The following is a 25,607-nucleotide window of genomic DNA, read 5'->3' as shown; positions in this document are numbered from 1 at the left end:
AGGAGAGTGTGAACCCAGTCATGGCCGAAGCGCCGCATGATCCGAATCCACTTCGCGCCTGGCTCGCCGCCGCGGACGTCGACCTGCGGGAACGGTTGGCCGCCCTGGCCGCCGGAGCCGCGGGGGAGGACGGCGCGGAGGCGCTGGTCGCATGGTGCGGCATCCGAATGGATGAGGTGGAGCGGATCGACGGGTTCCTCGGCCCGCTGCTGAAGACCCTCGGCGCCGAGGGGGCGCGCGGAGTCGCCGACTCCTTCCCGGCGGTGCTCCTGGCGTCGCTGGTGGGCCGCGCGGCCCGCGTCGCCTCGACGGCGGACCTGTGGGCCGACTGGACGGCGGGCCTGCAGCTGGACCCGAGCGCCGGAGGCGTCGATGCCTTCGTCGAGCACGTGGTGGAGCGGGTCCCGGAGATTCTCGCCGAGCTGGGGTTGCCGGACGTCGCGCTTCTCGACGGCGCCCCGGCCGAGCCCGGCAGCCGCGAGGATTCGGCGCGGCTGATGATGCTCCACGCCGGCGTCCAGCAGTCCGTCATGCCCCTGCTCATCGAGCGCATCGAAGCCGAGGCCGGCATCGGCGGCGATGAGGCCGGGGCCGGGTCCGGGCAGGCGTCGTCAAGCGATCTGGTGCAGAAGCTGCAGACCGTCCGCGACGGCATCGACGCCCTGGTGTCGGGCTTCGCGGCCGACGTGGGCTCCGACGTGCCGCGCGCGCTGCGCGTGCTGTCGCAGTCGGCGCCGGCGCGCGCCCGCGGGCTGGTGCAGGCGACGCTCGGCTACGTCATGGCCACCGCCGCCGACCCCGCCAACTGGGAGTCCCGCGAGGATCTGGGCCCCGCCGAGGTCGGCCTGCCGCCCATCCTGCTCGACGCGGCCCGCGAGGAACTGCGCGCCCGCCCCGCCGGCACCCCGTCGCGGCGCACGGCCGTCGGCGTGGTGGCCACCACCGGCCGCCCCCAGCTGTTCTTCGACGAGCTGGAAAACCGCGTCTGCGTGCAGCTGCCCACCCCGTCCGCGCCCGCCGGCCGGTCGTGGCTGGTGACCTACGGCGGCACCGTCGTCGTCGAGCCCGCCCCCGCGCTGGGCGAGGCGACGCCGCGGCCCATCGTGCCCATCACCGAACCGGTGCGCGAGGTCCTCGTCGAACTCGGCGACGGCCCGCACTGGCGCGTGCCCGCCATCGACACCGCCGACCCCGTGCTCATCTTCGGCGACGACGGCCAGTCGGTCACCGACAAGGTGTCGCTGCACTCGACGTCCGTGCACGTCGTCTACCCGAACGACGCCCGCCTGATCGACCCCGTCACCGGCGAGGACGTGCCGCTGCTGTCTGAGCCGGCGCCCGCCGAATGGGAGCTGTGGCAGGTGGCGCAGGCCGATCTGCGCGACGTCCACGCCATGCAGGTCGTGCGCCCCGGCGTCGTCGGCGAGGTCCGCTCGGCGTCGCCGATGCGCCGCCCGAAGCTGACCATCCCGCACGCCCGGCTCGACGGTGCGTCGACCGTCCACGGCACCCCGGTCCACGCAGGCGGGCCCGTCGCGGTGTTTCCGCCGACGCTGTCCGGCCGCGACGAATCGTGGCGCGTGCAGGTCGCCGACTTCCCCGGGTACGGCCGGTTCGCCGAGGACATGGTGATGATCTACGACCTCGACGTTCCCGCCGCCGGCGGCGAGGTCGACGTGCTCACCGACGACGACTACCCGTGGCTCGGCGAGTTCGTGGTCCGCCTGACCAACCCGCGCGGCCGCAGCTTCCAGGCGCACGTCGCCGTCGCGGAGCAGGCCGACCTGGACATTTCCTACCGCGGCGGCGGCGACGGCTTCCGCATCCCGGAGGAATCGGGCCTGAGCCCCGCCGAGGTCCGCGTGACCTCCGGCGAGAAGCCCCTCGAGGTCGAGCCCGCCGTGCTGCGGCTCGGCCCCGCGGAGTCGTCCGGCACCGTCGAGCTGTCCACGGAAGAGGGCGCCTACCTGGAGCTCCGGGTCAAGCCGGGCCGCCTGCGCTTCGAGATCCCGCTTTCCGACGAAACCCCCGCCCGCCGTTCCCGCACGCTGCGCACCCGACCGGGCCGCGTCGACGCCCACGGCACCTTCCGCGTGTCCGCGCCCGGTGAGCTGCGGCACGCCCACCTGGCCGTGAAGTCGGGGGAGCGCGACATCTGCCGGGTGCCGCTGACCCGCCGCGGCGACGACGCCTTCGCCGATCTGGGCACCTACGCCGACCGCGTGGCCATGCTGGGCGATCTGACCATCAGCCTCGACTGGACCCGCGTGACCGGCCGTCGGCGCCTGTCGGTGCCGCTGGTCGATGCGCCCGCGAAGGACCCCGTGCGCTCCGTCACCCGCGAGGGCGCGGAGCTGGTCGTCTCCGTCGATCCGGCCGTCGCCGAGCAGCCTCTGACCGCATGGGTGTGGTGCCCGGCCCGGCCGTGGTGCCCGCCGATGGCCCTGCCCGTCGTCGACGGGCGCTGCGCGCTTCCCGACGACGCCGCCGAGATGGCCACGTTGATCGTGCAGGTCGTCTTCGGCCGCGAGACCGACCGTCGGCCGCTGTGGCCGGCGCCCGAAGCCGCGGTCGTGGTGGATGAGGAGCTCGCCGAAGATGGGGCCGGCGCGGGTGGTTCGGGTGAGAGCGGTTCGGGCGAAGGCTCCGGTGCCGCGGCGGCTGGGGAGCTCGCGGAAACACCCGGCATCCGCGAGCTGACCGGCGTGTGGTCCCTGTTCGAGACCCTCCGCGCCGGCCGCGCGACGATCATGCCGCAGGTCTCGGAGTCGCTGGCTCCCGACGCCCTGCGCCGTCTGCTCACCGCCGACCCGCGTGCCGGCCTGGCGTCGCTCAACGGTTCCGCGATCCGCCTCGACGATCAGCCGGGCATGGTCGTCTCCTCCGGGCTGGTGCTGGGCGACTTCACCGAGAAGACCCCGACGCCGGGTCGCCGCCGTGTCCCGTGGCTCGGAGCCCTCGCGGCGATGGCCGATCTCGCCGACCCGGCGTCGGACGTCGCAAAGCAGAAGGACCAGATCGCCCACCTGCGGCGCGCCGGCGGTGAAGCGCTGATCCGGGCGCTGGCCACGGGGCAGGACACGACGCTGGAATCGGCGTGCATCGACAAGACGTCCGTGCAGATCACCGCGCTGCCCGAACCGCAGGCCAATGCGATTCTGGCGCAGGTCTTCGACGGCTACCGCATGGTGCCCGGGCCGCTGACCGAGGACGATGCGCGGTTCACCGCCATCCACGAGGTCGTGTCCAACCGCGCCGAGATCGTCGAGGCCGGGATCATGCCCGGGCTGGCGGCCGCGTCGCGGGCGCTGTTCCAGGCGGTGTCGCGGACGTCGCCGAAGCTGCGCAAGGCGGTCAACGTGCGGTTCCACAAGCTCGACGGCATCGACGCCGATGACCCGTCGCTGCACTGGACGCTGGTGCCGGGGACGTCGCTGCTCATCGCCGTGGCCGCGCGTGCGTTGGCGCGACAGAAGGCCGCGAACCCCGACGTCGACGACACCGTCGTGCGGAAGTTGATCCCGCTGTGGGCGCAGCTCGCCGACATGGTGCCGACGCTGGTGATGGGCGACCTGCTCATCGCCGACGCCCTGGTCACCCATGCGATCCACGGAGACCTGACGGATCCGAAGGAGCCGGAGTCGGAGGTTGCGGCCGCCGTTGCGGAGGCCACCGACCTGGGCGACTCCGAGGGATCGGTCACCGAGGATGACCTGCCGGACCTGATTTCGGACTAGTCGGGCGAAGGCGACAGTAAGCCAGAACCGGACGGAATCCGCGGCGTGGCCGGCTCCGAGGAGCGGGGCCGGTGCCTCCGCGAAAGTGAAAAGAGGAGAGTGCGTTGAGCGAATACGACATCGTCAGCCTGGTGATGTTCGCCGTCATGGCGGGTGCGGGCCTGTCGTTGATGTGGATTGCGCGGTCCGCGGCGTCTGGGAAGCTGAAACGCAACACCGTGGCGGGCATCCGCACGCGCAAGACGATGGCCAGCGAAGAAGCGTGGCGCGCGGCCCACGTTCGCGCCAAGACGCCGACGCTGGTCGCCGGGATCGTGTCGCTGCTCGGTGGCGTGGCGGCGCTGCTGCCGATCGGCGTCGGGGCGATGATGACCGCCGTCATGGTGGCCACCGGCATCACCTTCGTGCTGGTGATCTACGGCGCGGTCGTCGGTGGCCGCGCGGCCGATGAGGTGAACGGCTCCGCCGACTGACCGCCGGCAGCCCCGCCGGCAGATTAACCGCCGACCCGCCGCGGCCCAGCCGACCCCGCCTACGCCAGCACCGCGTAGCCCCAGGCGGGGAGCGTCACCACGCCCTTGCCCACGGCGGCCGGCGCGTCGACGTGGGTGTGCACGAGGTCCGAGTGCCGCGCCTCGACGGCGACCTCGGCGGGCTCATCCGAAAAGTTCGCGGCCAGGTGCACGACGTCGCCGTCGGCGCGGCGGGTGAGCAGCAGCGTCCGTCCCTCGACCTTCGTCTCCACCGAGCCCGCCCACGGCGCCCGCAGCGCGGGGCGCGTCCGGCGCAGGCCGAACAGCGCCCGGTACGTGTCCAGGAGGGTGGCGTGGGGCTCGTCGCCGAGCTCGTCCCACTTCAACTTCGACCTCTCGAACGTCTTCGGGTCGGCGGGGTCGGCGATCTCCTCGGGATCCCAACCGGCGCGGGCGAATTCGCGGACGCGGCCTTCGCGGGTCAGCCGCAGCAGCAGGTCCGATTCGTGGGAGCAGAAGAACGCGAACGGCGTCGACGCGCCCCACTCCTCGCCCTGGAACAGCATCGGCGTGAACGGCGAGCACGCGATGACCGCGGCCTTCAGCGCCTGCTGCGCGGGCGCCAGGTTCATCGACGGCCGGTCGCCGGCCGCGCGGTTGCCGGTCTGGTCGTGGGTGGTCGTGTACGTCACGAACGCGCTGAGCGGCTGCACCGACAAATCCAGCGGCCGGCCGTGTACGCGGCCGCGGAACGTCGACATCGTGCCGGCGTGGTGGAACGCGTTGCGCAGCGTCTCCGCCAGCGTCTCCACGGTGCCGAAGTCCGCGTAGTAGGCGTGGTCCTCCCCGGACACGACGGTGTGCAGCGCGTGGTGGACGTCGTCGAGCCACTGGGCCGCCAAACCGAAGCCGCCGGCGGCGCGGGGTTTGACCAGCTTCGGGTCGTTCTGGTCGGACTCGGCGATGAGGGTGCGGGGCACGCCGGTCTGGGCGGCGACGGTGTCGGCGACGACCTGCATCTGCTCGAGGATGTGGAATGCGCCCTCGTCGTGCAGCGCGTGGACGGCATCCAGCCGCAGGCCGTCGATGCGGTAGTCGGCCAGCCACATGCGCACGGCGTCGAGGATGTACGCGCGGACCTCGTCGGAGTCGTGCCCGATGAGGTTGACCACCTCGCCCCACCCGGTGTCGCCGCCGGAGGTGTACGGGCCGAAGAATCCCACGTAGTTGCCGTCGGGGCCGAAGTGGTTGAACACCACGTCCAGGATGACGGCCAGACCGCGTTCGTGGCAGGCGTCGACAAGCTCCTGCAGTCCCTCCGGCCCGCCGTAGCCTTCGTGGACGGCGTGCCAGCTCACGCCGTCGTAGCCCCAGTTGCGGTCGCCGCCGAAGGGCTGGACGGGCATGATCTCCACGTGCGTCACGCCGAGGTCCACCAGGTGATCCAGCCGCTTGGCGACGCCCGCGAAATCACCTGAATCGGCGTACGTGCCCACGTGCATCTCGTAGATCAGTCCGCCGGGGAGAATGCGGCCGGTCCAGTCCGTCGCCCGCCAGTCGCGGGCGGCCAGGTCGACGACCTGGGAGAATCCGTGGGGGCCGTCGGGCTGACGGCGCGAGCGGGGGTCGGGCAGCGGGATGGTCCAGTCGCCGGCGCCGGTGCCGATGTCGGATCCGTCCGCGTCGGAGTTCGGGCCCGCGGCCTCTTCGTCGTCGGCGTCGGGCGCGCCGTGCCCGTCGGTGGCGCGCATCCGGAAGGCGTAGCGCTCGCCGACGGCCATCTTCCGGTCGGCCTCGAACCAACCGCCGTCGCGGCCGGTCATGGGGTGGTGCTCGGGTGCCGACGGGTCACCCGTCAACAGTTCCACTTCGGCGGCGTACGGGGCCCAGACGCGGTAATTGTCCATGGCACCGATGGTAGGGGTTTGCCGCGTTCACGGCAGCGGGCGGGAGGCCGCGGGGATGCGGAATGCGACAATGCACCCATGTCCTCCCTCATCGTGCCAGCCCGCGGTTCCCTCACCACCGGGGAACTGGAGATCAAGCGGTCGCGCTTCATCACGTGGATCGGCCGCACCGATGACGGCGCGGAGGCCCGCGAGCTCATCGCGCTGGCCCGGGCGGAGTACCCCGATGCCCGCCACCACTGCTCCGCGTACATCCACGAAGTCCCCGGCGCCAACCGGGTCGAACGTTCCTCCGACGACGGAGAGCCCTCCGGCACCGCCGGGCGGCCCATGCTCGACGTGCTCACCGGATCGGGGCTCACGGACGTCACCGCCGTGGTCATCCGGTATTTCGGTGGCGTGAAGCTCGGCACCGGCGGGCTGGTGCGGGCGTATTCGGACGCGGTGTCCGAGTGCCTCGCCGACGTGCCGCGCGCCCGCCGGGTCCGCCGCGAAATCCGGTCCGTCGCCGTCGACGCCGCCGACGCCGGCCGGGTCGAGGCCGAACTGCGCGCACGCGGCTTCGCGATCTCCGACACCGAATGGGGGACCGTCGTGAAGCATCTCGTGGAAGTCGAGCCCGGCGGGGCCGAGCGGCTCGACGGCGTGCTGCAGGCGATCACGCACGGTGCGCTGACGTCCGATGAGGCGGGGGAGACGTGGACGGAAGCGGCTCTGTGAATCGTCTGTAACCTGGATCACGGCAAGGGCCGGTCGGGGCCGCGACGAATGCGGGGCCGATCACCGTGGACGAACGTGGAGGAACAATGAGCCGGGATGTGCTGCTCGTCGAACGCGACGGGCACGTGGAGACGTGGACCATCAATCTGCCGGAGATCCGCAACCCGATTTCGTCGCCCGACGTCATCGACGCGATCGTGGACAACGTCGACCGCGTCAACGGCGATCTGGAAGTGCGGGCGGTGATCCTCACCGGCGCGGGCGCGGCGTTCTCCGCCGGCGGCAACGTCAAGGACATGGTCGACCGCGCCGGCATGTTCGGCGGCGCCCCGCATCAGATCCGCCAGTCCTACCGCTCGGGCATCCAGCGCATCCCGCTGTCGCTGTACAACTGCGAGGTGCCCGTCATCGCCGCGGTCAACGGCCCGGCGGTCGGCGCCGGCTGCGACGTCACGCTCATGTGCGACATGCGGGTGGCGTCGACGAAGGCGTGGTTCTCCGAGAGCTTCGTCGGCCTGGGCATCATCCCCGGCGACGGCGGCGCCTGGTTGCTGACCAGGACGCTCGGCCCCGCGCGCGCCGCCGAAATGGCGCTGACCGGCGACCGCGTCACCGCCGAGAAGGCGCTCGAGTGGGGGATGGTCAACGAGGTCGTCGAGCCGGATGAGCTTCTCGACGCCGCCCGCGCCCTGGCCGGCCGCGTCGCCAAGAATCCGCCGAACGCCGTGCGCATGGCCAAAAGGCTGCTGCGCGAGTCCCAGCACCAGTCGCTTGCGGGCGTTCTCGAGCTGTCCTCGGCCATGCAGGCGCTGGCGCATCACTCCCGCGACCACCGCGAAGCACTCGACGCGTTCATGGAGAAGCGCCCCGGCACCTACACCGGCGAGTGATCGGCCTAAGATATCCACCATGAGCAGCCTTCAGCCGTACCAATCCAACCCGATCGCGCAGCGCAAGGAAGCGGTGCGCCGGTACAGCCGCAACGCCGTCGTCTGGACCGGCGGCGGCCTCGCAGCCGGCGTGGCCCTCGGCCTGCTCGCGTCGTCGATGTCCCTTTTCATCATCCTGACGGTCATCGGCGTCGTCGGCGGGTTCATCAACTGGCAGAAGGTCCAGAGGATCGTCAACCACCGCGACAACCAGTGACGGACAACCAATGACGGACAGCCGGTGACGGCCGCGGGAACCGACAAGAGCCCCGGCAACCGGTAACCACCGGCGACGCAAAAGCCCCACCGGCGACGCGGGCACCGCGCCCGCCGCCCAACCCGAACACAGGACCCGACCATGAACCACGTCGACGATTCGAAGCCCGTGCGCGTCGACGCATGGTTGTGGGCGGTGCGGCTGCTCAAAACCCGTTCGCAGGCCGCCGACGCATGCCGCGGCGGCCACGTGAAAATCAACGGCACCGCGGTCAAGCCCGCCCAGCAGGTCGTGCCGGGCGACGAGATTCGGGTGTGGGCGAACCACCGCGAAACGATCGTCCAAGTCACGCGCACCATCGCCAAGCGAGTCGGCGCGCCGGTGGCCAGGACGTGCTACGTGGACAAGACACCGGCCCCGCCGCCGCGCGAGATGTACGCGGCGCTGCCGGTGCGCGACAGGGGAGCGGGCCGGCCGACCAAGCGCGAGCGGCGGCAGATCGACAAGCTGCGCGGCCGCGACTGACCGACCGCCGTTAACCCACCACCCCGGCCTTGCGCATCTGGCCCAGTCGCGACCGCAGCCTGGCGGGCCGCTGCGCCGGGTGCGCGCCGGACTTCCCCGTGCGCGCCACGTGGTCCGCTCCGAATGCCGCGAGCAGCAGGTCGTCGATGATGCGCACGTGGCCCGGCTGGAACCGGTACTTCAGCGCTTCCTCCACGGCGGCCACCCGCTCCGGCGCCACCAGTTCGCGGAGGTCGCCGACGGTGGTCACGCCGTTGGCGTCCAGGAGCTCCTCCAGCCACGCGTAATGCTCCGACTTCGATCGCGGCACCGTGGGCAGCAGCAGCGTCAGCAGCCCCGGCAGCGTCTCCGCGCCGAGCTCCACCGCGTTCGCCGCGGCCTCGTCGTCGTCCGCGTCCCGGCCGCCGTTGCCGTCGTCGCCGCGTTCTTCGTCAAGGATCGCCGCGACCTGGTCGAACTGCTGGTCCGCCAGCTCGATCAACCCGGCCGCCAGCGCGAACGCGCGGTCGATGCGCGGGTCGATGGCGCCATCGGGCGACTTGTACCGGATGTCGTGCTCGAACTCGGCCCACGCATGCTGCAGCACGGTGCGCACCTGCACCTCGAACTGCTGGCCGCGGTACGGCGCCAGGCCCGGGGGCGCGCCGTCGCCGACGCGGCACACCAAATGGTGCGAGCCGTAGCCGAACTGCCCCGAAATCCGCGTCTCGGCGGTTTTGTCCGTCGTCCGCAGCACCTCCAGCGAATCGCCGAGCACCGCCAGCACGTCGGGGATCTCGTTGGAGTGGTACGTGGTCACGCGCACGCCGACGATGTCGTGGATGTCGTGCCACGGGTCGGGGTAGTGGAACTCGCCGCCGTCGGTGCGGCGCATCGCCTTGATGCGGAGGGAGCGCCACGTCTTCACCCTCGCGGTCACGCTGTCGAACGCCAGGCCGGCGTCGGAAAGCAATTCCCCGATGGCTCCCGCGAAGTCGTCCTTCGCCCGCGGGTGCGCCGCGGTCCACTCGTCGTAGCGCGCATGCAGCTCCCGCAGGCGGGCGCTTCCCCTCGACTTGGCCATCCGGTTCCTATTCCTCGGGATCGGCGACGAGCAGCGCCACCGGGTACGTGCCGAACACCGACGCCACCGTCACCGTGCCCGACCACGCGTTGCCGGTGAAGCGGTCCGTCCAGATGCCCTCCGGCAGCGTGATGGTCGTGTCGCCCCAGCCGCCGTCGCGCTCCAAGCCGATGAGGCGGCGGGTGACCAGGGTGATCACGTCCTGGTCGCCTCCGACCGGGCCGCGCGCGTTGCCCACCAGGTACCGCTCGCCCGAGCCCTCGGCGAACACCGGCTGGTAGGTGCCGCCGACGAAGGACTCCGGGCGCTCGTTGCGCAGGGTGAGGGCGTGGTGGGTGACCATGAGCTTGACGACGTCGCCGTCCGCCGGATCCACCTCGCCACGGCGCACGCGCTCCAGCGCCCGGGCCCGCGCGTCGTAGTCGACGAAGCGCCGGTTGTCCGGGTCGACCAGCGAATCCTCCAGGAACTCGGTGCCCTGGTACGTGTCGGGGATGCCCGGCGACGTCAGCTGCAGGAGCTTGCGGCCCCAGCTGGTGACGTTCGCCGCGGGGGAGATGGTCCGCACGAACTCGGTGATCCGGTCGCGCAGGGGGCCGTCGAGAAGCGCGTCGATCCAGCGCATGACCCGCAGCTCGAAGTCCTCGTCGCGCTCCGTCCACGTGGTGTGGACGCTGGCCTCGCGGACCGCCTTTTCGGCGTAGGCGTGCAGACGCCCGCGGAACTCCTCGGTGATCTCGCCGTCCTCCGGCCACACGCCCACGATGTTCTGCAGCAGGAAGTAGCCCGTCGCGCCATCCGGCGCCGGGGTGACGGCCGACCAGTCGCGGACCTTCTCCGCCCAATCGCCGGCGATGTCGGAGATCTGGATGATGCGCGCGCGGACGTCCTCGCCGCGCTTGGCGTCGTGCGTGGACAGCGCCGTCATGGTGCGGGGCCACAGGCGGGCGCGCTCGGACTGCAGCAGGTGGTACTCGGCGGCCGACATGCCGTAGCGGCCCGGGTCGCCGCCGACCTCGTTGAGGCTGACCAGGCGGCAGGCGCGGTAGAACGTCGTGTCCTCCACGCCCTTGGCCATCACCGCGCCGCAGACCTGCGCGAAGCGGGTGGCGGCCTCGCCCTGCGCGATGAGCCCCGCCGAGATCAGGTCCAGCGCGAACACGCGGGAGGGGAAGCGGGCCACCATCTGCTGGATCACCGACGACGTCACGCGCGACAGCGAGACGTAGTCCGCGCGGTACACCGGCATCGCGGCGACGAGCTCGCAAATGGTGTCGATGAGCTCTTCCTCGGTGACGTTGTGGCCGCCCGTCGACCAGTTGTCGCGGCGCAGGGCGCGCGCCAGGCGGCGGACCTCGGCCGCCAGCTCATGGGCGGCGACGTCGCGCTTCAGGGCGCGCTCGGTGGCCTGGACCGCCAGCTTGTCCCACGTCGACCCGGATTCCTGCAGGGCGAGCATGCTCATCGCGTCGCGGGACTCGCGGTTCATGAACACGTTGTCGAACTCGCGCAGCGCGTCGTAGCCGGTGGTGCCGTCGATCTGCAGGCGCGGGTCCAGCGGTTCGTTGGGGCCGAGGATCTTCTCTATGACCAGCCACTTGTCGTCGCCGAGCAGTCGGCGCAGCTCCGAGAGGTAACCGAAGGGGTCGGACAGGCCGTCGGGGTGGTCGATGCGCACGCCGTCGATGATGTCGGCGGCGATGAGCTCGCGGACGATGCGGTGCGTGTGCTCGAAGACCACGGGGTTTTCCTGGCGGATCCCGGCCAGGCCGTTGACGGAGAAGAACCGGCGGTAGCCGATGACGCCGTCGCGCCAGTACATCAGGCGGTAGGCCTGGCGGTCGTGGATCTCCTGCGGGGTGCCCTCGTCGGTGCCGGGCCGCACCGGATAGACGTTGTCGTAGTAGCGCAGCAGCGGCTCGTCGCCGGAGCGGTCGATCTCCAGCTTCTCCAGGTCCTCCGGCGACCCCAGCACGGGCAGGCCCATCTTGCCGCCGGCGCCGTTGTCCTCGTGCCAGTCGATGTCGAAGTAGGGCTCGAACTGGGAGTCGCGCCCGTAGGTCAGGACGTCCCACCACCACTCGTTGAGCTGCGGGTCCTCGACGCCCAGGTGGTTGGGCACCAGGTCGATGATGATGCCCATGCCCGCCTTGTGCGCGGCCTCGGCCAGCTCCTGCAGCCCGGCCATGCCGCCGAGTTCGGGGTTGACCACGGTGGGGTCGATGACGTCGTAGCCGTGGTTCGATTCCGGCACGGCGGCGAGGATCGGCGACAGGTACAGGTGCGAGATGCCCAGATCGGCGAGGTAGGGGACCTGCTCGGCGGCGTCTGCGAACGTGAACGCCCGGCCTCCCTCATCCGCCCTGGGGCCTCGCAGCTGGAGTCGGTAGGTGGAGGTGATGGGGAGTCGGTTCATGGAACCTGTTCACGCGCCTTTCTATGTCGGATGTCCGCGCCGCACCCGGCCGCGGTGCACCCGATCACCCGAACTCCGCCGGCTCGTGCGCTCAGCGTGCGGGGACCCGGGACCGGTCGGATCGGTCGCCCGCACCATGGTAGTTGGAATCCGGCCGCCGCTGCCCGGCCGCGAGCAGCACCGCCGCGCGGTGGGTCGGGTGGTCGGCGCGGCCTTCCTCGGGGGCGTGCACCGTCAGGCGGTCTTCGCCGAGCGCCAGCGCCAGCGGGGTGACGGGGTTGGCCGCCGCCCGCCAGGTGCGCGCGGCCCACAGGTAGGCGCGGGTGAGGTCGGAGTCGCCGGGCAGTGCGAGCAGGTGCTCGACGGAGGCGGGGAAGTACACCGGTCGCTCGCCGAAGAGCTTGCGCAGGTGGCCGTCGATCTCCAGCAGGGGGCTGAGCGCCGCCAACCAGCCGGTCGGGGAGGTGGCGGGCGAGCCGATCTGGATGCCCCGCCGCAGGTCCGCGTCTTCCGCGCCGGTCACCGCCGCGGCGGAGCGTGCCGTCAGATGCAAAGTGCCGCTGGCTATGTGCCGTTCCATGAGCACCCGTGCGGCGGATTCGACGCCGTATCCGGGTAACGAGACGACGCCGACCAGCCCGCCTCCCGCGTCGCGCCAATCGACGTCTGCGGGTGCGGTGGTCAGCCAGGTCGCGGGGCGTAATTCTGGAACGGGCCGTTGCACGTGAGGACCTCCTGCATGGGGAACGATGTCACGTGTATGGACGCGCCGCAGGGCAAATCGGTTCGCTTTATTTTCATCGGGGGTGATGGCGGGGGTAGTCGCCGCTCCCGTGCAGGTCAGAAGGGCGGTTCCTCTTCCAATCCGAGGACGGCGAAAAGCTGCTTCTCATTCCAAATGTCGATGTCCTGGCCCTTCTCCTTGTACTCGCGGGCCTTCTTCTCCTTCGACGTCATCGAATCCCACGGGCCGGCCACGAGGATCGTCGTCTTCTTGGTTACCCCCTTGTTGATGTCCGCGCCCGCCTGCGCGATCAGCTCCCACAGCCGTCCCTTGTCGTAGGGCGCGAAGTCGCCCGTCAGCGTCACCCGCTGGCCGTAGAGCAGTCCGTCGGGGTCGGCGTCCTCGTTCTTCTCGGGGATGACCTCGGGTGCCTTGACCGCATCCCACTTGGCGCGCCGGTCCTGCGCGCCGCCGGGCCGTCGCCGGCTCCCTGCTTTGCGACGGCCCGCGCCACCGGAACCGACCTGCGACTGGCCCGTGGTCCGCATGGGCACCAGGCGTGTTCCGAAGAGCATCCCCATTTCCATGCCCAGATTCTCCGTGTACTTCACGGGGTTGAGCGTTGGTTCGTCGCCGGGGTGCTCGCGCATCAGCCACAGCGCGACTTCGGCGCAGGCGACGGCGTCGTCCGAGGCGTCGTGGTGGCTGAAGTCGGCGGCCCCGGCCTCCCTCGCCAGCGTCGGCAGACGGTAGTTCTCCACTTGGAGACCCACGCGCCGGGCCCATTCGTAGGTGCAGGCCCAGGCGACGTCGGGCACGTCGATGCCGGCCGCCTTGCAGCCGCGCTTCAGCGCCGTGAAGTCGAACTTGGCGTTGTGGGCGACGACCGGGGTGCCGTCGACCAGGCGCCCGAATTCCTCGGCCCGCTGCGCGAACGACGGCGCGTCGACGACGTCGGTGGGCGTGATGCCGTGGATGGCGACGTTGTCCTCGTCGAACTGCTCGAGCCCGGCCGGGGGACGGCAGAGCCACGAGTACGTGTCGGTGACCGCGCCGTCGCGGACCGCCGCGATGCCGAACTGGATGACCGAGCCCTCGTCCGCGTTGGCGGTCTCGACGTCGAATGCGAAGAAATCGGGATCGGGGATGTCCCCGCCGAGCTTCGGCGCAGGGGCCGGAGCGCCGTCCCCGCCGGAAGCGGCGCCTCCTGCGCCGGCCCCCGTTCCCGTGCCCGCGCCGGTGGCGGAAGCGCCGGCGCCGTTGCCCGTCGCCTCGAAGGACTCATCGGCGTCGACGATGGTGACGCCGGCGACCGGATTGTCCGGGGCTTCGGCCAACGCCCGGGAAACCGCGTCCGCGGCCGCCCCGTCATCTGCCGCGCCGGCTTCCAGCAGCGCCAGGAGGGCCTCCGCTGCGGGGAGCGTCGAGGGAGTCACTCGGGCGGCGGGCAGGTCGCCGCCGAACTCGATCCGGCCGGGGAGGAGCACGCCGGGCACGGTCAGCGACGCCGAATCCGAAGCGTCGGAAAGCAAAGCCGTGGCGCCGGAGACGTCCGTGCTGCGCGTCCGGGCGATGCGATGCACCGTGACGGACGCCGGGGGACCCGGGGTGACGCGGACGATCGCGCCGGACAGTCGGAAATCGAGAACCTGCATGCCCACGAGCCTAGCGGCCCGCCCGGATCGCCCCGGACGCCGCCGGAGGTGTGACGGGGGTAACGCCGTTGCGGGGCTGTGATTCGTGCCTCATTATTGTTTGGCGAGGAAAGGTTCACACATTTTCCGACTGCAGTTTGCCCGTTCGCGTGGGCGGGGTTCCGGGGCTAACCTGATCACCGCCGCGACGGCCGGGCATCCATCCGACCATCGCAGCCCCCTGAGAAATCCGACTGAAAACCAGCCACGATCGACGAGGAGCGCACGCATGACCAACGCAGTCTCCACCCACCCCGGCACCGTCCTCCAGGAGCGGTTCCTCGAGCCCCGCGGGCTGAGCATCTACCGGCTGGCCGTCGCCATCGACGTCCCCAGCTCGACCCTCGAGCGCTTCCGCAGCGGCCGCACCCGCCTCACCACCGACCTCGCCCGCCGTCTGGGCGACTACTTCGGCACCGGAGCCGACTACTGGCACGAACAGGCGGCCCGACCGGCCGCGTGACCGCATGCCGGCCATCCGGCCCGGCGAATCGGCGCAAACCGAGATAATCCACAAACGAAGAGAACCCGGTGCACGAAGCCCGGAAATACCCGGGAGAACTCAGCCCGGAAAGCAAGGTCCGAAAAGGCAGGGCCCGGAAAACACCGAGCGGCGCATCCCCATGTGGGGACGCGCCGCTTTCGCGTGTTCGCGAGGAGGCGGGCCAGGCCGCGCCGTATCCGGAGCTCGGCCCGACCGAGTCCCAGTGCAGTTCGATGAGCCCAGTACCGTTCGATGAGCCCAGTACCGTTCGATGGGCACAGTGCCGTTCGATGGGCACAGTGCCGTTAGATGAGCCCAGTGCCGTTAGATGAGGCTAGTGCCGTTCGATGAGCACGATCGTCGACCGCGCCGGCACCCGCAGCTCGCCCTCGGGCTCGACCAGCCGTTCGCGGGTCGGCCGGCCGGTGAGCTCCGTGGTGTCGATGAGCACCTCCCACTCGGAGGCGTACTCCGTGCCCGGGATCTGGAACGTCAGGTCCTCGTGGTGCGCGTTGAAGCACAGCATGAAGCTGTCGTCGATGATCCGGTGGCCGCGGGCGTCGGGCTCCGTGATGGCCTCGCCGTTGAGCCAGACCATCAGCGACTTGCCGAAATCGAAGTCCCAGTCGTCCTGGGACATGACGCGGCCCTCGTGGGTGAGCCACGCGATGTCGCGGTCGTCGGTTTCGGCGCCCAGCGGGCCGCCCTTGAGGAAGCGGCGGCGGCGGAACACCGGGTGCTCGGCGCGCAGCTCCACCAGGAAGCGGGTGAAGTCCACCAGCTCGGAGTTGGTGCGAACCTGGTTCCAGTCCATCCACGCCAGCTGGTTGTCCTGGCAGTAGACGTTGTTGTTGCCCTTCTGGCTGCGGCCCATCTCGTCGCCGTGGCTGATCATCGGTGTGCCCAGCGACAGCAGCAGGGTGGTCAGGAAGTTGCGGCGCTGCTGCGCGCGCAGCCGCAGGATCGTCTCGTCGTCGGTGTAGCCCTCGACGCCGCAGTTCCACGACCGGTTGTGGCTCTCGCCGTCGCGGTTGTCCTCGCCGTTGGCCATGTTGTGCTTGTGGTTGTAGCTGACCAGGTCGTTGAGCGTGAATCCGTCGTGGGCGGTGACGAAGTTGATCGACGCGGTGGGGCGGCGGTCGTTGTTGGCGTACAGGTCCGACGAGCCGGTGATTCGGGACGCGAATTCACCCAGCGTCGACGGCTCGCCGCGCCAGTAGTCGCGGATGGTGTCGCGGTACTTTCCGTTCCACTCCGTCCACTGCGGCGGGAAGTTGCCCACCTGGTAGCCGCCCTCGCCGACGTCCCACGGCTCGGCGATGAGCTTGACCTGCGACACGATCGGGTCCTGCTGGACCAGGTCGAAGAAAGCCGACAGGCGGTCGACGTCGTGGAACTCGCGGGCGAGGGTGGACGCGAGGTCGAAGCGGAAGCCGTCGACGTGCATCTCGGACACCCAGTAGCGCAGCGAGTCCATGATCAGCTGCAGCGAGTGCGGGTGGCGGACGTTGAGGCTGTTGCCCGTGCCCGTGTAGTCCATGTAATGCCGCTTGTCGTCTTCGACCAGGCGGTAGTACGCGGAGTTGTCGATGCCGCGGAAGCAGATGGTCGGGCCCATGTGGTTGCCCTCGGCCGTGTGGTTGTAGACCACGTCGAGGATGACCTCGATGTCGGCGTCGTGGAACGCGCGGACCATGCCCTTGAACTCGGACACCGCGCCGCCGGGCTTGGTCGACGCCGCGTAATCCTGGTGCGGGGCGAGGAAACCGAAGGTGTTGTAGCCCCAGTAGTTGCGCAGGCCCAGATCGCGCAGGCGGTCATCCTGCAGGAACTGGTGGACCGGCATCAATTCGATGGCGGTGACGCCGAGATCCTTGAGGTAGTTGATGATCGCCGGGTGCGCCAGGCCGGCGTAGGTGCCGCGCAGGGACTCCGGCACGTCCGGGTGCGTCATGGTCATGCCCTTGACGTGGGCCTCGTAGATGACGGTCTCGGAGTAGGGGTGCTTCGGCTGGCGGTCGGTGGCCCAGTCGAAGAACGGGTTGATGACCACCGAGGTCATGGTGTGGCCCAGGCTGTCGTCGGTGTTGCGCCGGCCCGGATCGTCGAGGTCGTAGCTGAACAGGGACTTGTCGCCGTCGAACTCGCCGTCGAACGCCTTGGCGTATGGGTCGACCAGGAGTTTGCTGGGGTCGCAGCGGTGGCCGTTGGCGGGGTCGTACGGGCCGTGGACGCGGTAGGCGTAGCGCTGGCCGGGCATGATGCCGGGCAAGTAGCAGTGCCAGATGTGCGCGTCGACTTCTTCCAGGGGGATGCGCGTTTCCTCGCCCTCCGCGCTGATGAGGCACAGCTCGACCTTTTCCGCGATATCCGAGAACAGGGCGAAGTTGGTGCCGGCGCCGTCGTACGTGGATCCCAGGGGGTAGGGGTCTCCGGGCCAGACCTGGAATTCGCCGTCGATGTTCGCGTTTGTCATGTCGATAACCATACCGGGCGCCGCGGCGGCCACCCGGTTGGCGCGGATCAGGGGTGTGCGCGCCGGTTGGGAACCCGGTAGCATTTTCATTTGATGGCGTTAAGCAAATGCTGAGTCGGCGCCGTGCCGACGCTCCGATGCCGAAAGGGACCATCACCATGACCATCTTCAGCTTCCGCTCATCCCGCCGCCGCGCCGCGGCCCTGTTGATCTCCGCCGCGACCGGGGCGACCCTGCTCGGCGCCGGCACCGCCAACGCACAGGAATCCTCCGACGCCCTCCGGCCCATCGCCGACGCGGTCATCGATGCGTCGGGTTCGCTCGCCTCGATCGGCGACGCCGTTTCCTCCGGCAGCTCCTTCGGGCCGGAATTGCCCCAGGTCGACAGGGTCGACCCGACGAAATTCGCCGGAACCTGGTACCAGATCGCCGTGCTTCCGCAGCCGACGAGCCTTCAGTGCATCGACAACACCAAGGCGGAGTACGGCGTCATCGACGAGTCCACGCTGTCGGTGCGCAACTCCTGCGACGATGTCTTCGGGGGCAATTCCGCCGTGGTGGGCAAGGCGTTCGTCAAGGACGCCAAGACCAACGCCTCGTTGCGCGTGGCCTTCGACGGCATTCCCGGCCAGAACCCCGACGGCCCGGTCAACTACAGGGTCACGTACCTCGCGGAGGATTACTCCCTGGCGATCGTGGGCGATCCGGCCCGCCGCTCCGGTTTCGTGCTCAGCCGCACCCCGGGCATTTCCGATGCCGACTGGGCGAAGGTCGCGGAGATCCTCGCCGACCGCGGGTACCAGCCGTGCACCTTCATCACCAGCCCCCAGGCCGAGGGTCGGCGCGACTTCACCCCGGTGTGCGCCATCTCCGGCTAAAACACCGATCCCGCGTCAGGCGCCGCCCGCGGCGATGCCCGCGATGATCAACTCCACCCCGTGGCGGATGCGGCGGTCGTGGGCGGCCGCATCGCCGGCGCGGGAAGGGCGTGGGCCGTCGGCGCCGGCGTCGGCGACCTTCGCCAGCTCCGCCGCCGTCTGCTCGTCGACGGTCGCGCCCAGGACGAAATAGACGAGCGTCGCCGCCGCGTCCGCGGCCAATTCCCCGGGGATTGGGGCGTCGTCAAGCAGCGGGGCCAGCAGCGACGCCGGCCGCACCGCCACCGTGTCGGTGGCCAGCCCGGCGGACACGACTTCGGCGCCGTCGCGGTGCGAGGTCAGGCACGCGTGCAGGGATTCCGCGAAGGCGGTGGCGTCGGCGCGCCAGTCGCCGGTGGCCGCGAACTCGGACAATGGCGCCAGCAGACGGTCGGCGACCGCACCCAACAACGCCTGCTTCGAGGGGAAGTGCCAGTACATGGCTCCCGCGGCCGCGTCGAGGTGGCGGGCCAGCCGGCGGATGGTCAGATCCTGGAGACCGTATTCATCGAGGATCCCCACCGCCGCGTCCATGATGATGTCCTTGGTGAGCTGCACGGGACCCACGTTATCGGAAAGCAGGGGGTGGGAGGCCCGGCGAGCCGTGTTGAACGCCGTTCGTGGCGCAAGGTACATTCGTTGCCGAACATCGTTCAATACGGTGTTCGAGTTTTCTTTTCGGCGGTGCCAGGCACGGCCGAACCAGTCGACCAGCCAGGAGAACCCATGACCGCCGTTTCGCCCGCCGACGTCCTCGATATCGCCCGCGAGAAGGTGCTCGGCCGAGGGGAAGGCCTCGATCACGCCGAGACCCTGGCCGTGCTCCAGCTCGACGACGACAAGATCGACGAGCTGCTCGCCCTCGCGCACGAGGTGCGGCTGAAGTGGTGCGGCGAAGAGGTCGAGGTCGAGGGCATCATCTCGCTGAAGACCGGCGGCTGCCCCGAGGACTGCCACTTCTGCTCGCAGTCCGGCCTGTTCCAGTCCCCGGTGCGCAACGCCTGGCTGGACATCCCGGCCCTGGTCGACGCCGCCAAGCAGACCCAGAAGACCGGCGCCACCGAGTTCTGCATCGTCGCCGCCGTCAAGGGCCCGGACGAGAACCTCCTGTCCCAGCTGGAGCAGGCCGTCCAGGCCATCCAGGAAGAGGTCGACATCAACGTCGCCGCCTCGGTGGGCATTCTCACCCAGGATCAGGTCGACCGCCTGGCCAAGGCCGGCGTGCACCGTTACAACCACAACCTGGAGACCGCCCGGTCGCACTTCCCGAACGTCGTGACCACCCACTCCTGGGAGGACCGCGCCGAGACCCTCCGCATGGTCGCCGAGGCCGGCATGGAGGTCTGCTGCGGCGGCATCCTGGGCATGGGCGAGACGCTGGAGCAGCGCGCCGAGTTCGCGCAGGACCTCGCCGCGCTCAACCCGACCGAGGTGCCCATGAACTTCCTGGACCCCCGTCCCGGCACCCCGTTCGAGGGCCGCGAGCCGCTGCCCGCCAAGGACGCCCTGCGCGCCATCGGCGCCTTCCGCCTGGCGCTGCCGAAGACCATCCTGCGTTTCGCCGGCGGCCGCGAGCTGACCCTCGGCGACCTGGGCGCCGAGCAGGGCCTGCTCGGCGGCATCAACGCCGTCATCGTGGGCAACTACCTGACCACCCTGGGCCGCCCGGCCGAGCAGGACCTGGACATGCTGGGCAAGATCCGCCTGCCCATCAAGGCCCTCAACGCGACGGTCTAGCGCATGGCGACCATCCGGGAACAGGCCGCCGAACGCGGCGGCAAGCGCTCGCCGTGGGGCCGCCGCCCCACCGTGCGGGCCACCAAGCCGGGGGAGGGGCAGGGCACGCTGCTGCGCGCCATCCTGCTCGGCGACGACCCGGTCTACGACCCGTTCACCGGCGCGAACCTCGCCGAGGGGGAGTTCCGCGAGCGGTCCGTGTCCGCTCGCGCCGGACTCGAGGCGCCGCGCTACTGCCAGATCTGCGGCAGGCGCATGGTGGTCCAGGTCCGCCCCGACGGGTGGGACGCCACGTGCTCCCGCCACGGGGACGTCGACTCGGCGATGCTCGAGCGCCGCTGACCGGCGATGCTCGAGCGCCGCTGACGGGCGATGCTCGAGCGCCACTGACCGGCGCGGCACGCACGTCTGCCGCCGGGTCGTTGCCCGCACTTCGGACCGCGCCCTCTCCGGCCCGCGCCGTTTCGCGGCTCGCCCGCCGTTCGGGGGAACGGCGTACCCTGGAAGTGCATGGCCCGGTTGTTCGTGGAGTGCAGCCGGGCCGTTCCTCCGGGTCGTCCCGGCCCGGGGACGGACAACGGGAAGGCGAGCGATGACCACCGAGAAGCACGTCCACGAAAATCACGATCACGAACACGGCGAAGGCTGCGGCCACGTCTCGTTCAAGCACGGCGACCACGTCGATTACGCCCACGACGGCCACATCCACCGGAAGGTCGACGGCCAGTGGGTCGAGTGCGAGCCGGAAGGCCACGTCCGGGCGGAGGACCACGGCGACCACGTCCACGGACCCGATTGCGGGCACGTCGCCGTGCCCCACGGCGATCACGTCGACTACATCCATGACGGCCACCGTCATGCCGCCCACGGGGACCATTACGACGAGCACTGATCGACTGCGGGCCCGCCGCGCGGGTATCCGCTAGGGGGTGGGCGGCGGCACGTCGCCGTCGCGGGGTGCGGCGCGCCCCAATTCCGCCGCGGTGAGGTTCGCGCGCGCCGTGATGCGCAGGCGCGAACCTCCCGGCGGCACGCTCGGCGGGCGGAACACCCCGACGAGCACGCCGCGTGCGCGCAGATTGTCGCGCGCCGCGACGGCTCGGCCGGGATCCCCGAGAATCACCGGCACGACCGCGGATGGGGGAGCGTCCACGCCCCACGCCCCGGCGATGAGTCGTGCATTGCGCAGGACGGCGTCGGGAAGCGACGGGTCGTCGCGAAGCAACCGCAGCGCCGCCAGCGCGCCGGCCGCAGCCGGCGGCGCGAGGGCGGTGTCGAAGATGATGGGGCGCGCGGAATCGATGAGGTGATCGCGCAGCTCCGGCGGGCCGAGGATCGCGCCGCCCTGGGCGCCCAGCGACTTCGACAGAGTCACCGTGACCACCAGGTCCGGTGCGCCCGCCAATCCCGCCGCCGCCACCGCGCCGCGGCCGCCGGGGCCCACGACGCCCAACCCGTGCGCCTCGTCGACGAGCAGCGCGGCGCCGTGTTCGCGACAGACGTCGTGGAGCGCGCGGACGTCCGCGATGTCGCCGGAGGTGGAGTACACGGCGTCGGAGATCACCAGCGCGCGCTTTTCCGTCCGCGTCGCCAGGGCCTCCTCGATCGCGGCGACGTCGCCGAGCGGGGTGACCGCGACGCGCGCCCGCGACAGCCGGCACGCATCGATCAGCGAGGCGTGGGAGCCGCCGTCGGAGACGACCAGGTCGCCGCGCCCCGCCAGCGCGGTCACCGCCGCGAGGTTGGCCATGTACCCCGACGACGCCGTCAGCGCGCACCCGAATCCCATGAAATCGGCGAGTGCGTCCTCGAGTTCGTCGTGCACCTGCGTCGCTCCGGTGACCAGGCGAGATCCCGTGGACCCCAGCCCGTAATCGCGCAGTGCCGCCGACGCGGCGGCGATGACCTCCGGGTGGTCGTGCATGCCCAGGTAGTCGTTCGAGGCGAGATCCAGGAGTTCCGGTGGCCCGGGCGGGCGCGGCGCGAGCGTGCGGTGCAGTCCCGCTTCGATGCGCCCGCGCGTGAGTTCCGCAAGGTCCGCCAGGTGGGACCGGCTGGTGCGTTCATCCGTCATGGGCCCACGATAATCCACGATTTGAACGCCGTTCGGGAGGGGGCGCCGCCACGCCGCCCCGAGCCGATCCGCGGCGGCGGGTAGATTCGCCCACATGGATTCCAACTCCCCGGCGGCGGCAGTGCCGCACACGCGCCGCCCGCCCCGTTTCATCGGCGACGCGTCCGCGGTGCTGCTGGCGGGTCTGGCCGGCGGCGTCCTCGGCGGCATCACGTGGGCCATGGCCCGCCCGATGCAGAAGGTGACGTTCCTGGACGACGGCCGGCTCGTCGTGGCGCAGGACGGCGTCGACGCCACGTTCTCGGCTCTGCTGTGGTTCGTGGGCATCGCGCTGGTGCTCGGCCTGGCCCTGGGCTCGTTCGCGCACCGCCGCTTTCCGACGGCCCGCGGGCTCGCCATGGAGGCGTGGTCCGGGGTGGCGGCGCTGGCCATGTCCGCCGTGCAGCTGGTCGCGGGGAACATGATCGCCGGCGTGCGCCAACCCGACCTCGACGGGGTCGCGCCCGGGACGTCGCTGGACGTCCTGCCGGCCTTCGACGTGCCGGTGGCGCTGCTGGTCGCGCCGTTCGCGGCGATGCTGGCCTATTGGTGCCTCCTCTTCCTTGCGCCGGGCGCGGAACCGAGCGACGGGCCGGCCGAGCAGCCGGAGCCCGGTGGGACGGAGCCCGGCGAGGCGACGCCAGGCGAGCAGGCTGCCGGGCAGTCGGCCGAGCGGCGGACCGGGCAGCCGGGGCCCGGCGAGAGCGGCCCCGACGGCGATGCGGGGACGGTCCGGGCCACGGGCTAATATCGGCTGCAAGAAGATCCTCCCCAGCCAAGGAGCCCATGTGACCACCCCCGCGCCGGCGCAGGACAGCGCCACTCTCCAGCCCCTCGAGTCCGCGTTGGCGGCGTCCGTCGCAGACGGGGAGGACGGCTACCACGGCGTCGAGGCCACGCCGGAATGGGCCGACGAGGTCCGCCGCCTGGCCAAGGCGCGCAACGCCGTGATCCTGGCGCACAACTACCAGCTGCCCGAAATCCAGGACATCGCCGATTACGTCGGCGATTCGCTCGGCCTGTCGCGCGTGGCCGCCGAAACCGAGGCGGACGTCATCGTGTTCTGCGGCGTCCACTTCATGGCGGAGACCGCGAAGATCCTCAGCCCCGAAAAGACCGTGCTCATCCCGGACGAGCGCGCAGGCTGCTCCCTCGCCGATTCCATCACCGCGGAGGAGCTGCGCGAGTGGAAGGCCGAGCACCCGGGTGCCCTGGTGGTCAGCTACGTCAACACCACCGCGGACGTCAAGGGCGAGACGGACGTGTGCTGCACGTCGTCCAACGCCGTCGACGTCATCCGCTCGCTGCCGGAGGACAAGGAGATCCTGTTCAACCCGGATCAGTTCCTCGGCGCCCACGTCAAGCGCGAGACCGGCCGCGACAACATCCGCATCTGGGCCGGCGAGTGCCACGTCCACGCCAACATCAACGGCGAGGAGCTGGCGCGCCGCGCGGAGGAGAACCCGGACGCCGAGCTGTACATCCACCCGGAGTGCGGGTGCGCGAACTCGGCGATCTACCTCGCCGGCGAGGGCGCCATCGAGCCCGAGCGCGTGCACATGTTCTCCACCGGCGAGATGCTGGCCGCCGCCCAGCGCGAGGGCCAGCGGGCGGAGAGCCGCACGGACCGCAAGGTCCTCGTCGCCACCGAGGTCGGCATGCTGCACCAGCTGCGCAAGGCCGCCCCGGACGTGGAGTTCGAGGCCATCAACGACCGCGCCTCCTGCGCGTACATGAAGATGATCACCCCGGCGGCCCTGCTGCGCTGCCTCGCCGAGGGCGCCGACGAGGTCACCGTGCCCGACGACGTCGCCGAGCAGGCGCGCGCCTCGGTCGAGCGCATGATCGCCATCGGCAACCCGGGCGGCGGCGAGTAGGTCGTGGCCGGGGGCTCCGCGCCGGGACATGATCCGGCGGCCGGTTTCGACTGGTCCGCCCATTGCGATCTGCTGGTGATCGGCGGCGGCGTCGCCGGTTTGGCGGCGGTCCGCCGCGGTCGCGAGCTGGGTCTCGACGTTCTGCTGGTGGACAAGGGCCACTGGTCGGAGGGGGCGCGCCGCAGGCTCCGGTTCGACGGTGCCGCGACGAACCTGGCCCAGGGCGGCCTGGCCGTCGTCGGCCTGGCCGATGCGCCGGAAGGGCCGGAGGGGCCCGGTGGCGAGGGCGGCCCCGACGGGCCCGATTCGGTGGAGGCGCACGTCGCCGACACCCTCGACGCGGGGGCGGGGCACTGCGACGAAGACGCCGTGCGCGCCATCATCGGCGCCGGAGCGGAGGCCGTCGAATGGCTCATCTCCCTCGGCGCCGAGTTCGACCCCAAGACCAATGCCCGCGATGTGGGCCGCCTTGCGCGCACCCGCGAGGGCGGCCACGGCCACCGGCGCATCATCCACGCCGGCGGCGATGCGACGGGCGCGGAGATCCAGCGGGCTCTGGAGGAATCGGCGGCCGGCGTGCGCGTGCTCCAGAACGCCGTGGCGGAGGAGATCATCGTCGACGGCGGTCGCGCCCACGGCGCCCTCATCCGCGATCCCCGGGGCCTGGGTGCGGTGACGGCGGCGGCGACGCTCATCGCCACCGGGGGCGTCGGTCACCTGTACCGCGCGACGACTGCCCCCGACGGCGCCCACGGCCAGGGCCAGTGCCTGGCGCTCGACGCGGGTGCGGAGCTGGCGGACATGGAGTTCATCCAGTTCCACCCGACCGTCCTGTTCGACCGCGAGCGCCGCGGCCGCCGCCCCCTGATCTCCGAGGCGGTGCGCGGCGAAGGCGCCCGCCTGGTCGATTCCCGCGGCGAGTCCGTCACGGCCGGCGTCGACCCGCGCGGCGATCTGGCCCCGCGGGACATCGTCTCCCGCGCCATCGCCACCCGCCTGTGCGAACTCGGCGAGGAGTGCGTCTTCCTCGACGCCCGGCACATCGACGGCGTGCGCGAGCGCTTTCCGACGGTCACCGCGGGCGTGGCCACCGCGGGATTGGATCCGGCGAAGGATCTTCTGCCGGTGGCGCCGGCGGTGCACTATTCCTGCGGCGGCATCGTCACCGACGTCGCCGGCCGCACGCGGGTGCCGGGGCTTTACGCGGCCGGGGAATGCGCGCGCACCGGGCTGCACGGCGCCAACCGGCTGGCGTCGAATTCGCTGTTGGAGGGTCTCGTCGTGGGCCGCGCCGTCGCGGAGAACGCCCGGGCCGCCATCGATTCGGGCGAGCTGGGCGCACGCCCCGCCGACATCCGCCGCCGCGTCAATCGGCCGCGCCCGTGGCCCCGCGATCTGGATCGGCTGCAGCGGGCGATGACCGACGGCGCCGGGGTGACCCGCACCGCCGAATCCCTGGCGCGGGCCGCCGAGACACTGGCTGCGCTGCCCGAATCCGCCGAAGTGGCCGTGGCACGTGCCATCGTCGCGGCCGCCGCCGCCCGTCCCGCGACGTTGGGCTGCCACACGCGGCTGGACGAATGACGCCGGCGACGTCG

The 25,607-nt window shown here is 71.1% G+C and carries 22 protein-coding genes; 14 read left to right on the top strand and 8 right to left on the bottom strand.

Annotated features, from left to right (window positions below; translation table 11 throughout):
* Positions 1-8: 8 nt before the first annotated feature.
* Positions 9-3,737, top strand: coding sequence for a hypothetical protein (locus CHAN_RS08225; protein ID WP_290288502.1), 3,729 nt, complete (start codon positions 9-11; stop codon positions 3,735-3,737).
* A gap of 104 nt (positions 3,738-3,841) precedes the next feature.
* Positions 3,842-4,210, top strand: coding sequence for an SdpI family protein (locus CHAN_RS08220; RefSeq protein WP_290288499.1), 369 nt, complete (start codon positions 3,842-3,844; stop codon positions 4,208-4,210).
* Positions 4,211-4,269: 59 nt separating this feature from the next.
* On the opposite strand, the gene treZ is transcribed toward CHAN_RS08220, so the two are convergent.
* Positions 4,270-6,117, bottom strand: a complete 1,848-nt coding sequence (gene treZ, locus CHAN_RS08215; RefSeq protein ID WP_290288496.1) for a malto-oligosyltrehalose trehalohydrolase — start codon at positions 6,115-6,117, stop codon at positions 4,270-4,272.
* Positions 6,118-6,195: 78 nt separating this feature from the next.
* Between treZ and CHAN_RS08210 the strand changes: the two genes are divergently transcribed.
* The 4 genes from CHAN_RS08210 (at position 6,196) to CHAN_RS08195 (ending at position 8,508) form a co-directional block, all read left to right on the top strand.
* Positions 6,196-6,837: an IMPACT family protein gene (locus CHAN_RS08210; protein WP_290288494.1), complete on the top strand. Its 642-nt coding sequence runs from the start codon at positions 6,196-6,198 to the stop codon at positions 6,835-6,837.
* A gap of 86 nt (positions 6,838-6,923) precedes the next feature.
* Positions 6,924-7,727: a crotonase/enoyl-CoA hydratase family protein gene (locus CHAN_RS08205; protein WP_290288491.1), complete on the top strand. Its 804-nt coding sequence runs from the start codon at positions 6,924-6,926 to the stop codon at positions 7,725-7,727.
* A 19-nt stretch (positions 7,728-7,746) separates the two neighbouring features.
* The gene (locus CHAN_RS08200; RefSeq protein WP_048744516.1) at positions 7,747-7,983 is read left to right on the top strand and encodes a hypothetical protein; all 237 of its coding nucleotides are present in this window, start codon (positions 7,747-7,749) and stop codon (positions 7,981-7,983) included.
* Between the two features lie 141 nt (positions 7,984-8,124).
* A complete protein-coding gene (locus CHAN_RS08195) occupies positions 8,125-8,508 on the top strand; it encodes an RNA-binding S4 domain-containing protein (protein ID WP_290288487.1) in 384 nt (127 codons plus the stop codon).
* A 10-nt stretch (positions 8,509-8,518) separates the two neighbouring features.
* On the opposite strand, the gene CHAN_RS08190 is transcribed toward CHAN_RS08195, so the two are convergent.
* The 4 genes from CHAN_RS08190 to CHAN_RS08175 form a co-directional block, all read right to left on the bottom strand.
* A complete protein-coding gene (locus CHAN_RS08190; protein ID WP_048744510.1) occupies positions 8,519-9,571 on the bottom strand; it encodes a GTP pyrophosphokinase in 1,053 nt (350 codons plus the stop codon).
* 7 nt (positions 9,572-9,578) lie between these two features.
* Entirely contained in the window at positions 9,579-11,987 is a 2,409-nt protein-coding gene (gene treY, locus CHAN_RS08185; RefSeq protein ID WP_290288483.1) for a malto-oligosyltrehalose synthase, read from the bottom strand.
* 91 nt (positions 11,988-12,078) lie between these two features.
* Positions 12,079-12,711: a hypothetical protein gene (locus tag CHAN_RS08180; RefSeq protein WP_290288480.1), complete on the bottom strand. Its 633-nt coding sequence runs from the start codon at positions 12,709-12,711 to the stop codon at positions 12,079-12,081.
* A 116-nt stretch (positions 12,712-12,827) separates the two neighbouring features.
* Entirely contained in the window at positions 12,828-14,366 is a 1,539-nt protein-coding gene (locus tag CHAN_RS08175; RefSeq protein ID WP_290288479.1) for a 3'-5' exonuclease, read from the bottom strand.
* A 268-nt stretch (positions 14,367-14,634) separates the two neighbouring features.
* On the opposite strand from CHAN_RS08175, the gene CHAN_RS08170 reads away from it, so the two are divergent.
* On the top strand, positions 14,635-14,868 hold the full coding sequence (locus CHAN_RS08170) for a HigA family addiction module antitoxin (RefSeq protein WP_290288477.1): 234 nt from the start codon (positions 14,635-14,637) through the stop codon (positions 14,866-14,868).
* Positions 14,869-15,223: 355 nt separating this feature from the next.
* Here the strand turns inward: CHAN_RS08170 and glgX are convergent, their stop codons facing one another.
* Positions 15,224-17,365, bottom strand: a complete 2,142-nt coding sequence (gene glgX / locus CHAN_RS08165) for a glycogen debranching protein GlgX (RefSeq protein ID WP_048744503.1) — start codon at positions 17,363-17,365, stop codon at positions 15,224-15,226.
* 158 nt (positions 17,366-17,523) lie between these two features.
* Here glgX and CHAN_RS08160 point away from each other — a divergent pair, with 158 nt between their 5' ends.
* Complete coding sequence (locus CHAN_RS08160) at positions 17,524-18,243, top strand: lipocalin family protein (RefSeq protein WP_290288470.1); 720 nt, start codon at positions 17,524-17,526, stop codon at positions 18,241-18,243.
* Between the two features lie 15 nt (positions 18,244-18,258).
* Here CHAN_RS08160 and CHAN_RS08155 read toward each other — a convergent pair whose 3' ends face one another.
* Positions 18,259-18,840: a TetR family transcriptional regulator gene (locus CHAN_RS08155; RefSeq protein ID WP_290288467.1), complete on the bottom strand. Its 582-nt coding sequence runs from the start codon at positions 18,838-18,840 to the stop codon at positions 18,259-18,261.
* Between the two features lie 168 nt (positions 18,841-19,008).
* Here CHAN_RS08155 and bioB point away from each other — a divergent pair, with 168 nt between their 5' ends.
* The 3 genes from bioB (at position 19,009) to CHAN_RS08140 (ending at position 20,911) form a co-directional block, all read left to right on the top strand.
* Positions 19,009-20,019, top strand: coding sequence for a biotin synthase BioB (bioB, locus tag CHAN_RS08150; protein ID WP_048744501.1), 1,011 nt, complete (start codon positions 19,009-19,011; stop codon positions 20,017-20,019).
* Positions 20,020-20,022: 3 nt separating this feature from the next.
* Positions 20,023-20,361, top strand: coding sequence for a biotin synthase auxiliary protein BsaP (gene bsaP / locus CHAN_RS08145; protein ID WP_377748443.1), 339 nt, complete (start codon positions 20,023-20,025; stop codon positions 20,359-20,361).
* A 250-nt stretch (positions 20,362-20,611) separates the two neighbouring features.
* Positions 20,612-20,911, top strand: a complete 300-nt coding sequence (locus CHAN_RS08140) for a hypothetical protein (protein WP_048744499.1) — start codon at positions 20,612-20,614, stop codon at positions 20,909-20,911.
* A 30-nt stretch (positions 20,912-20,941) separates the two neighbouring features.
* Here the strand turns inward: CHAN_RS08140 and CHAN_RS08135 are convergent, their stop codons facing one another.
* A complete protein-coding gene (locus CHAN_RS08135) occupies positions 20,942-22,093 on the bottom strand; it encodes an 8-amino-7-oxononanoate synthase (RefSeq protein WP_290288457.1) in 1,152 nt (383 codons plus the stop codon).
* Positions 22,094-22,187: 94 nt separating this feature from the next.
* Between CHAN_RS08135 and CHAN_RS08130 the strand changes: the two genes are divergently transcribed.
* The 3 genes from CHAN_RS08130 to nadB are packed head-to-tail and all read left to right on the top strand — an operon-like array spanning position 22,188 to position 25,593.
* Entirely contained in the window at positions 22,188-22,880 is a 693-nt protein-coding gene (locus CHAN_RS08130) for a hypothetical protein (RefSeq protein ID WP_290288455.1), read from the top strand.
* A gap of 40 nt (positions 22,881-22,920) precedes the next feature.
* Positions 22,921-24,009 carry a quinolinate synthase NadA gene (gene nadA, locus CHAN_RS08125; protein ID WP_377748442.1) on the top strand — a complete coding sequence of 363 codons (1,089 nt, stop codon included), beginning with the start codon at positions 22,921-22,923 and terminating at the stop codon, positions 24,007-24,009.
* A gap of 3 nt (positions 24,010-24,012) precedes the next feature.
* Complete coding sequence (nadB, locus tag CHAN_RS08120; protein ID WP_290288452.1) at positions 24,013-25,593, top strand: L-aspartate oxidase; 1,581 nt, start codon at positions 24,013-24,015, stop codon at positions 25,591-25,593.
* The last annotated feature ends 14 nt before the right edge of the window (positions 25,594-25,607 follow it).

The organism is Corynebacterium hansenii (assembly GCF_030408795.1).
Classification (GTDB): Bacteria; Actinomycetota; Actinomycetes; order Mycobacteriales; family Mycobacteriaceae; genus Corynebacterium; species Corynebacterium hansenii.
This window is presented reverse-complemented; position numbering and strand designations above follow the sequence as displayed.

Coding starts and splice junctions, on each gene's coding strand:
- treZ (WP_290288496.1), bottom strand. CDS start 6,117: ATGGACAATTACCGCGTCTGGGCCCCGTACGCCGCCGAAGTGGAACTG.
- CHAN_RS08210 (WP_290288494.1), top strand. CDS start 6,196: ATGTCCTCCCTCATCGTGCCAGCCCGCGGTTCCCTCACCACCGGGGAA.
- CHAN_RS08205 (WP_290288491.1), top strand. CDS start 6,924: ATGAGCCGGGATGTGCTGCTCGTCGAACGCGACGGGCACGTGGAGACG.
- CHAN_RS08200 (WP_048744516.1), top strand. CDS start 7,747: ATGAGCAGCCTTCAGCCGTACCAATCCAACCCGATCGCGCAGCGCAAG.
- CHAN_RS08195 (WP_290288487.1), top strand. CDS start 8,125: ATGAACCACGTCGACGATTCGAAGCCCGTGCGCGTCGACGCATGGTTG.
- CHAN_RS08190 (WP_048744510.1), bottom strand. CDS start 9,571: ATGGCCAAGTCGAGGGGAAGCGCCCGCCTGCGGGAGCTGCATGCGCGC.
- treY (WP_290288483.1), bottom strand. CDS start 11,987: ATGAACCGACTCCCCATCACCTCCACCTACCGACTCCAGCTGCGAGGC.
- CHAN_RS08175 (WP_290288479.1), bottom strand. CDS start 14,366: ATGCAGGTTCTCGATTTCCGACTGTCCGGCGCGATCGTCCGCGTCACC.
- CHAN_RS08170 (WP_290288477.1), top strand. CDS start 14,635: ATGACCAACGCAGTCTCCACCCACCCCGGCACCGTCCTCCAGGAGCGG.
- glgX (WP_048744503.1), bottom strand. CDS start 17,365: ATGACAAACGCGAACATCGACGGCGAATTCCAGGTCTGGCCCGGAGAC.
- CHAN_RS08160 (WP_290288470.1), top strand. CDS start 17,524: ATGACCATCTTCAGCTTCCGCTCATCCCGCCGCCGCGCCGCGGCCCTG.
- bioB (WP_048744501.1), top strand. CDS start 19,009: ATGACCGCCGTTTCGCCCGCCGACGTCCTCGATATCGCCCGCGAGAAG.
- bsaP (WP_377748443.1), top strand. CDS start 20,023: ATGGCGACCATCCGGGAACAGGCCGCCGAACGCGGCGGCAAGCGCTCG.
- CHAN_RS08140 (WP_048744499.1), top strand. CDS start 20,612: ATGACCACCGAGAAGCACGTCCACGAAAATCACGATCACGAACACGGC.
- CHAN_RS08135 (WP_290288457.1), bottom strand. CDS start 22,093: ATGACGGATGAACGCACCAGCCGGTCCCACCTGGCGGACCTTGCGGAA.
- CHAN_RS08130 (WP_290288455.1), top strand. CDS start 22,188: ATGGATTCCAACTCCCCGGCGGCGGCAGTGCCGCACACGCGCCGCCCG.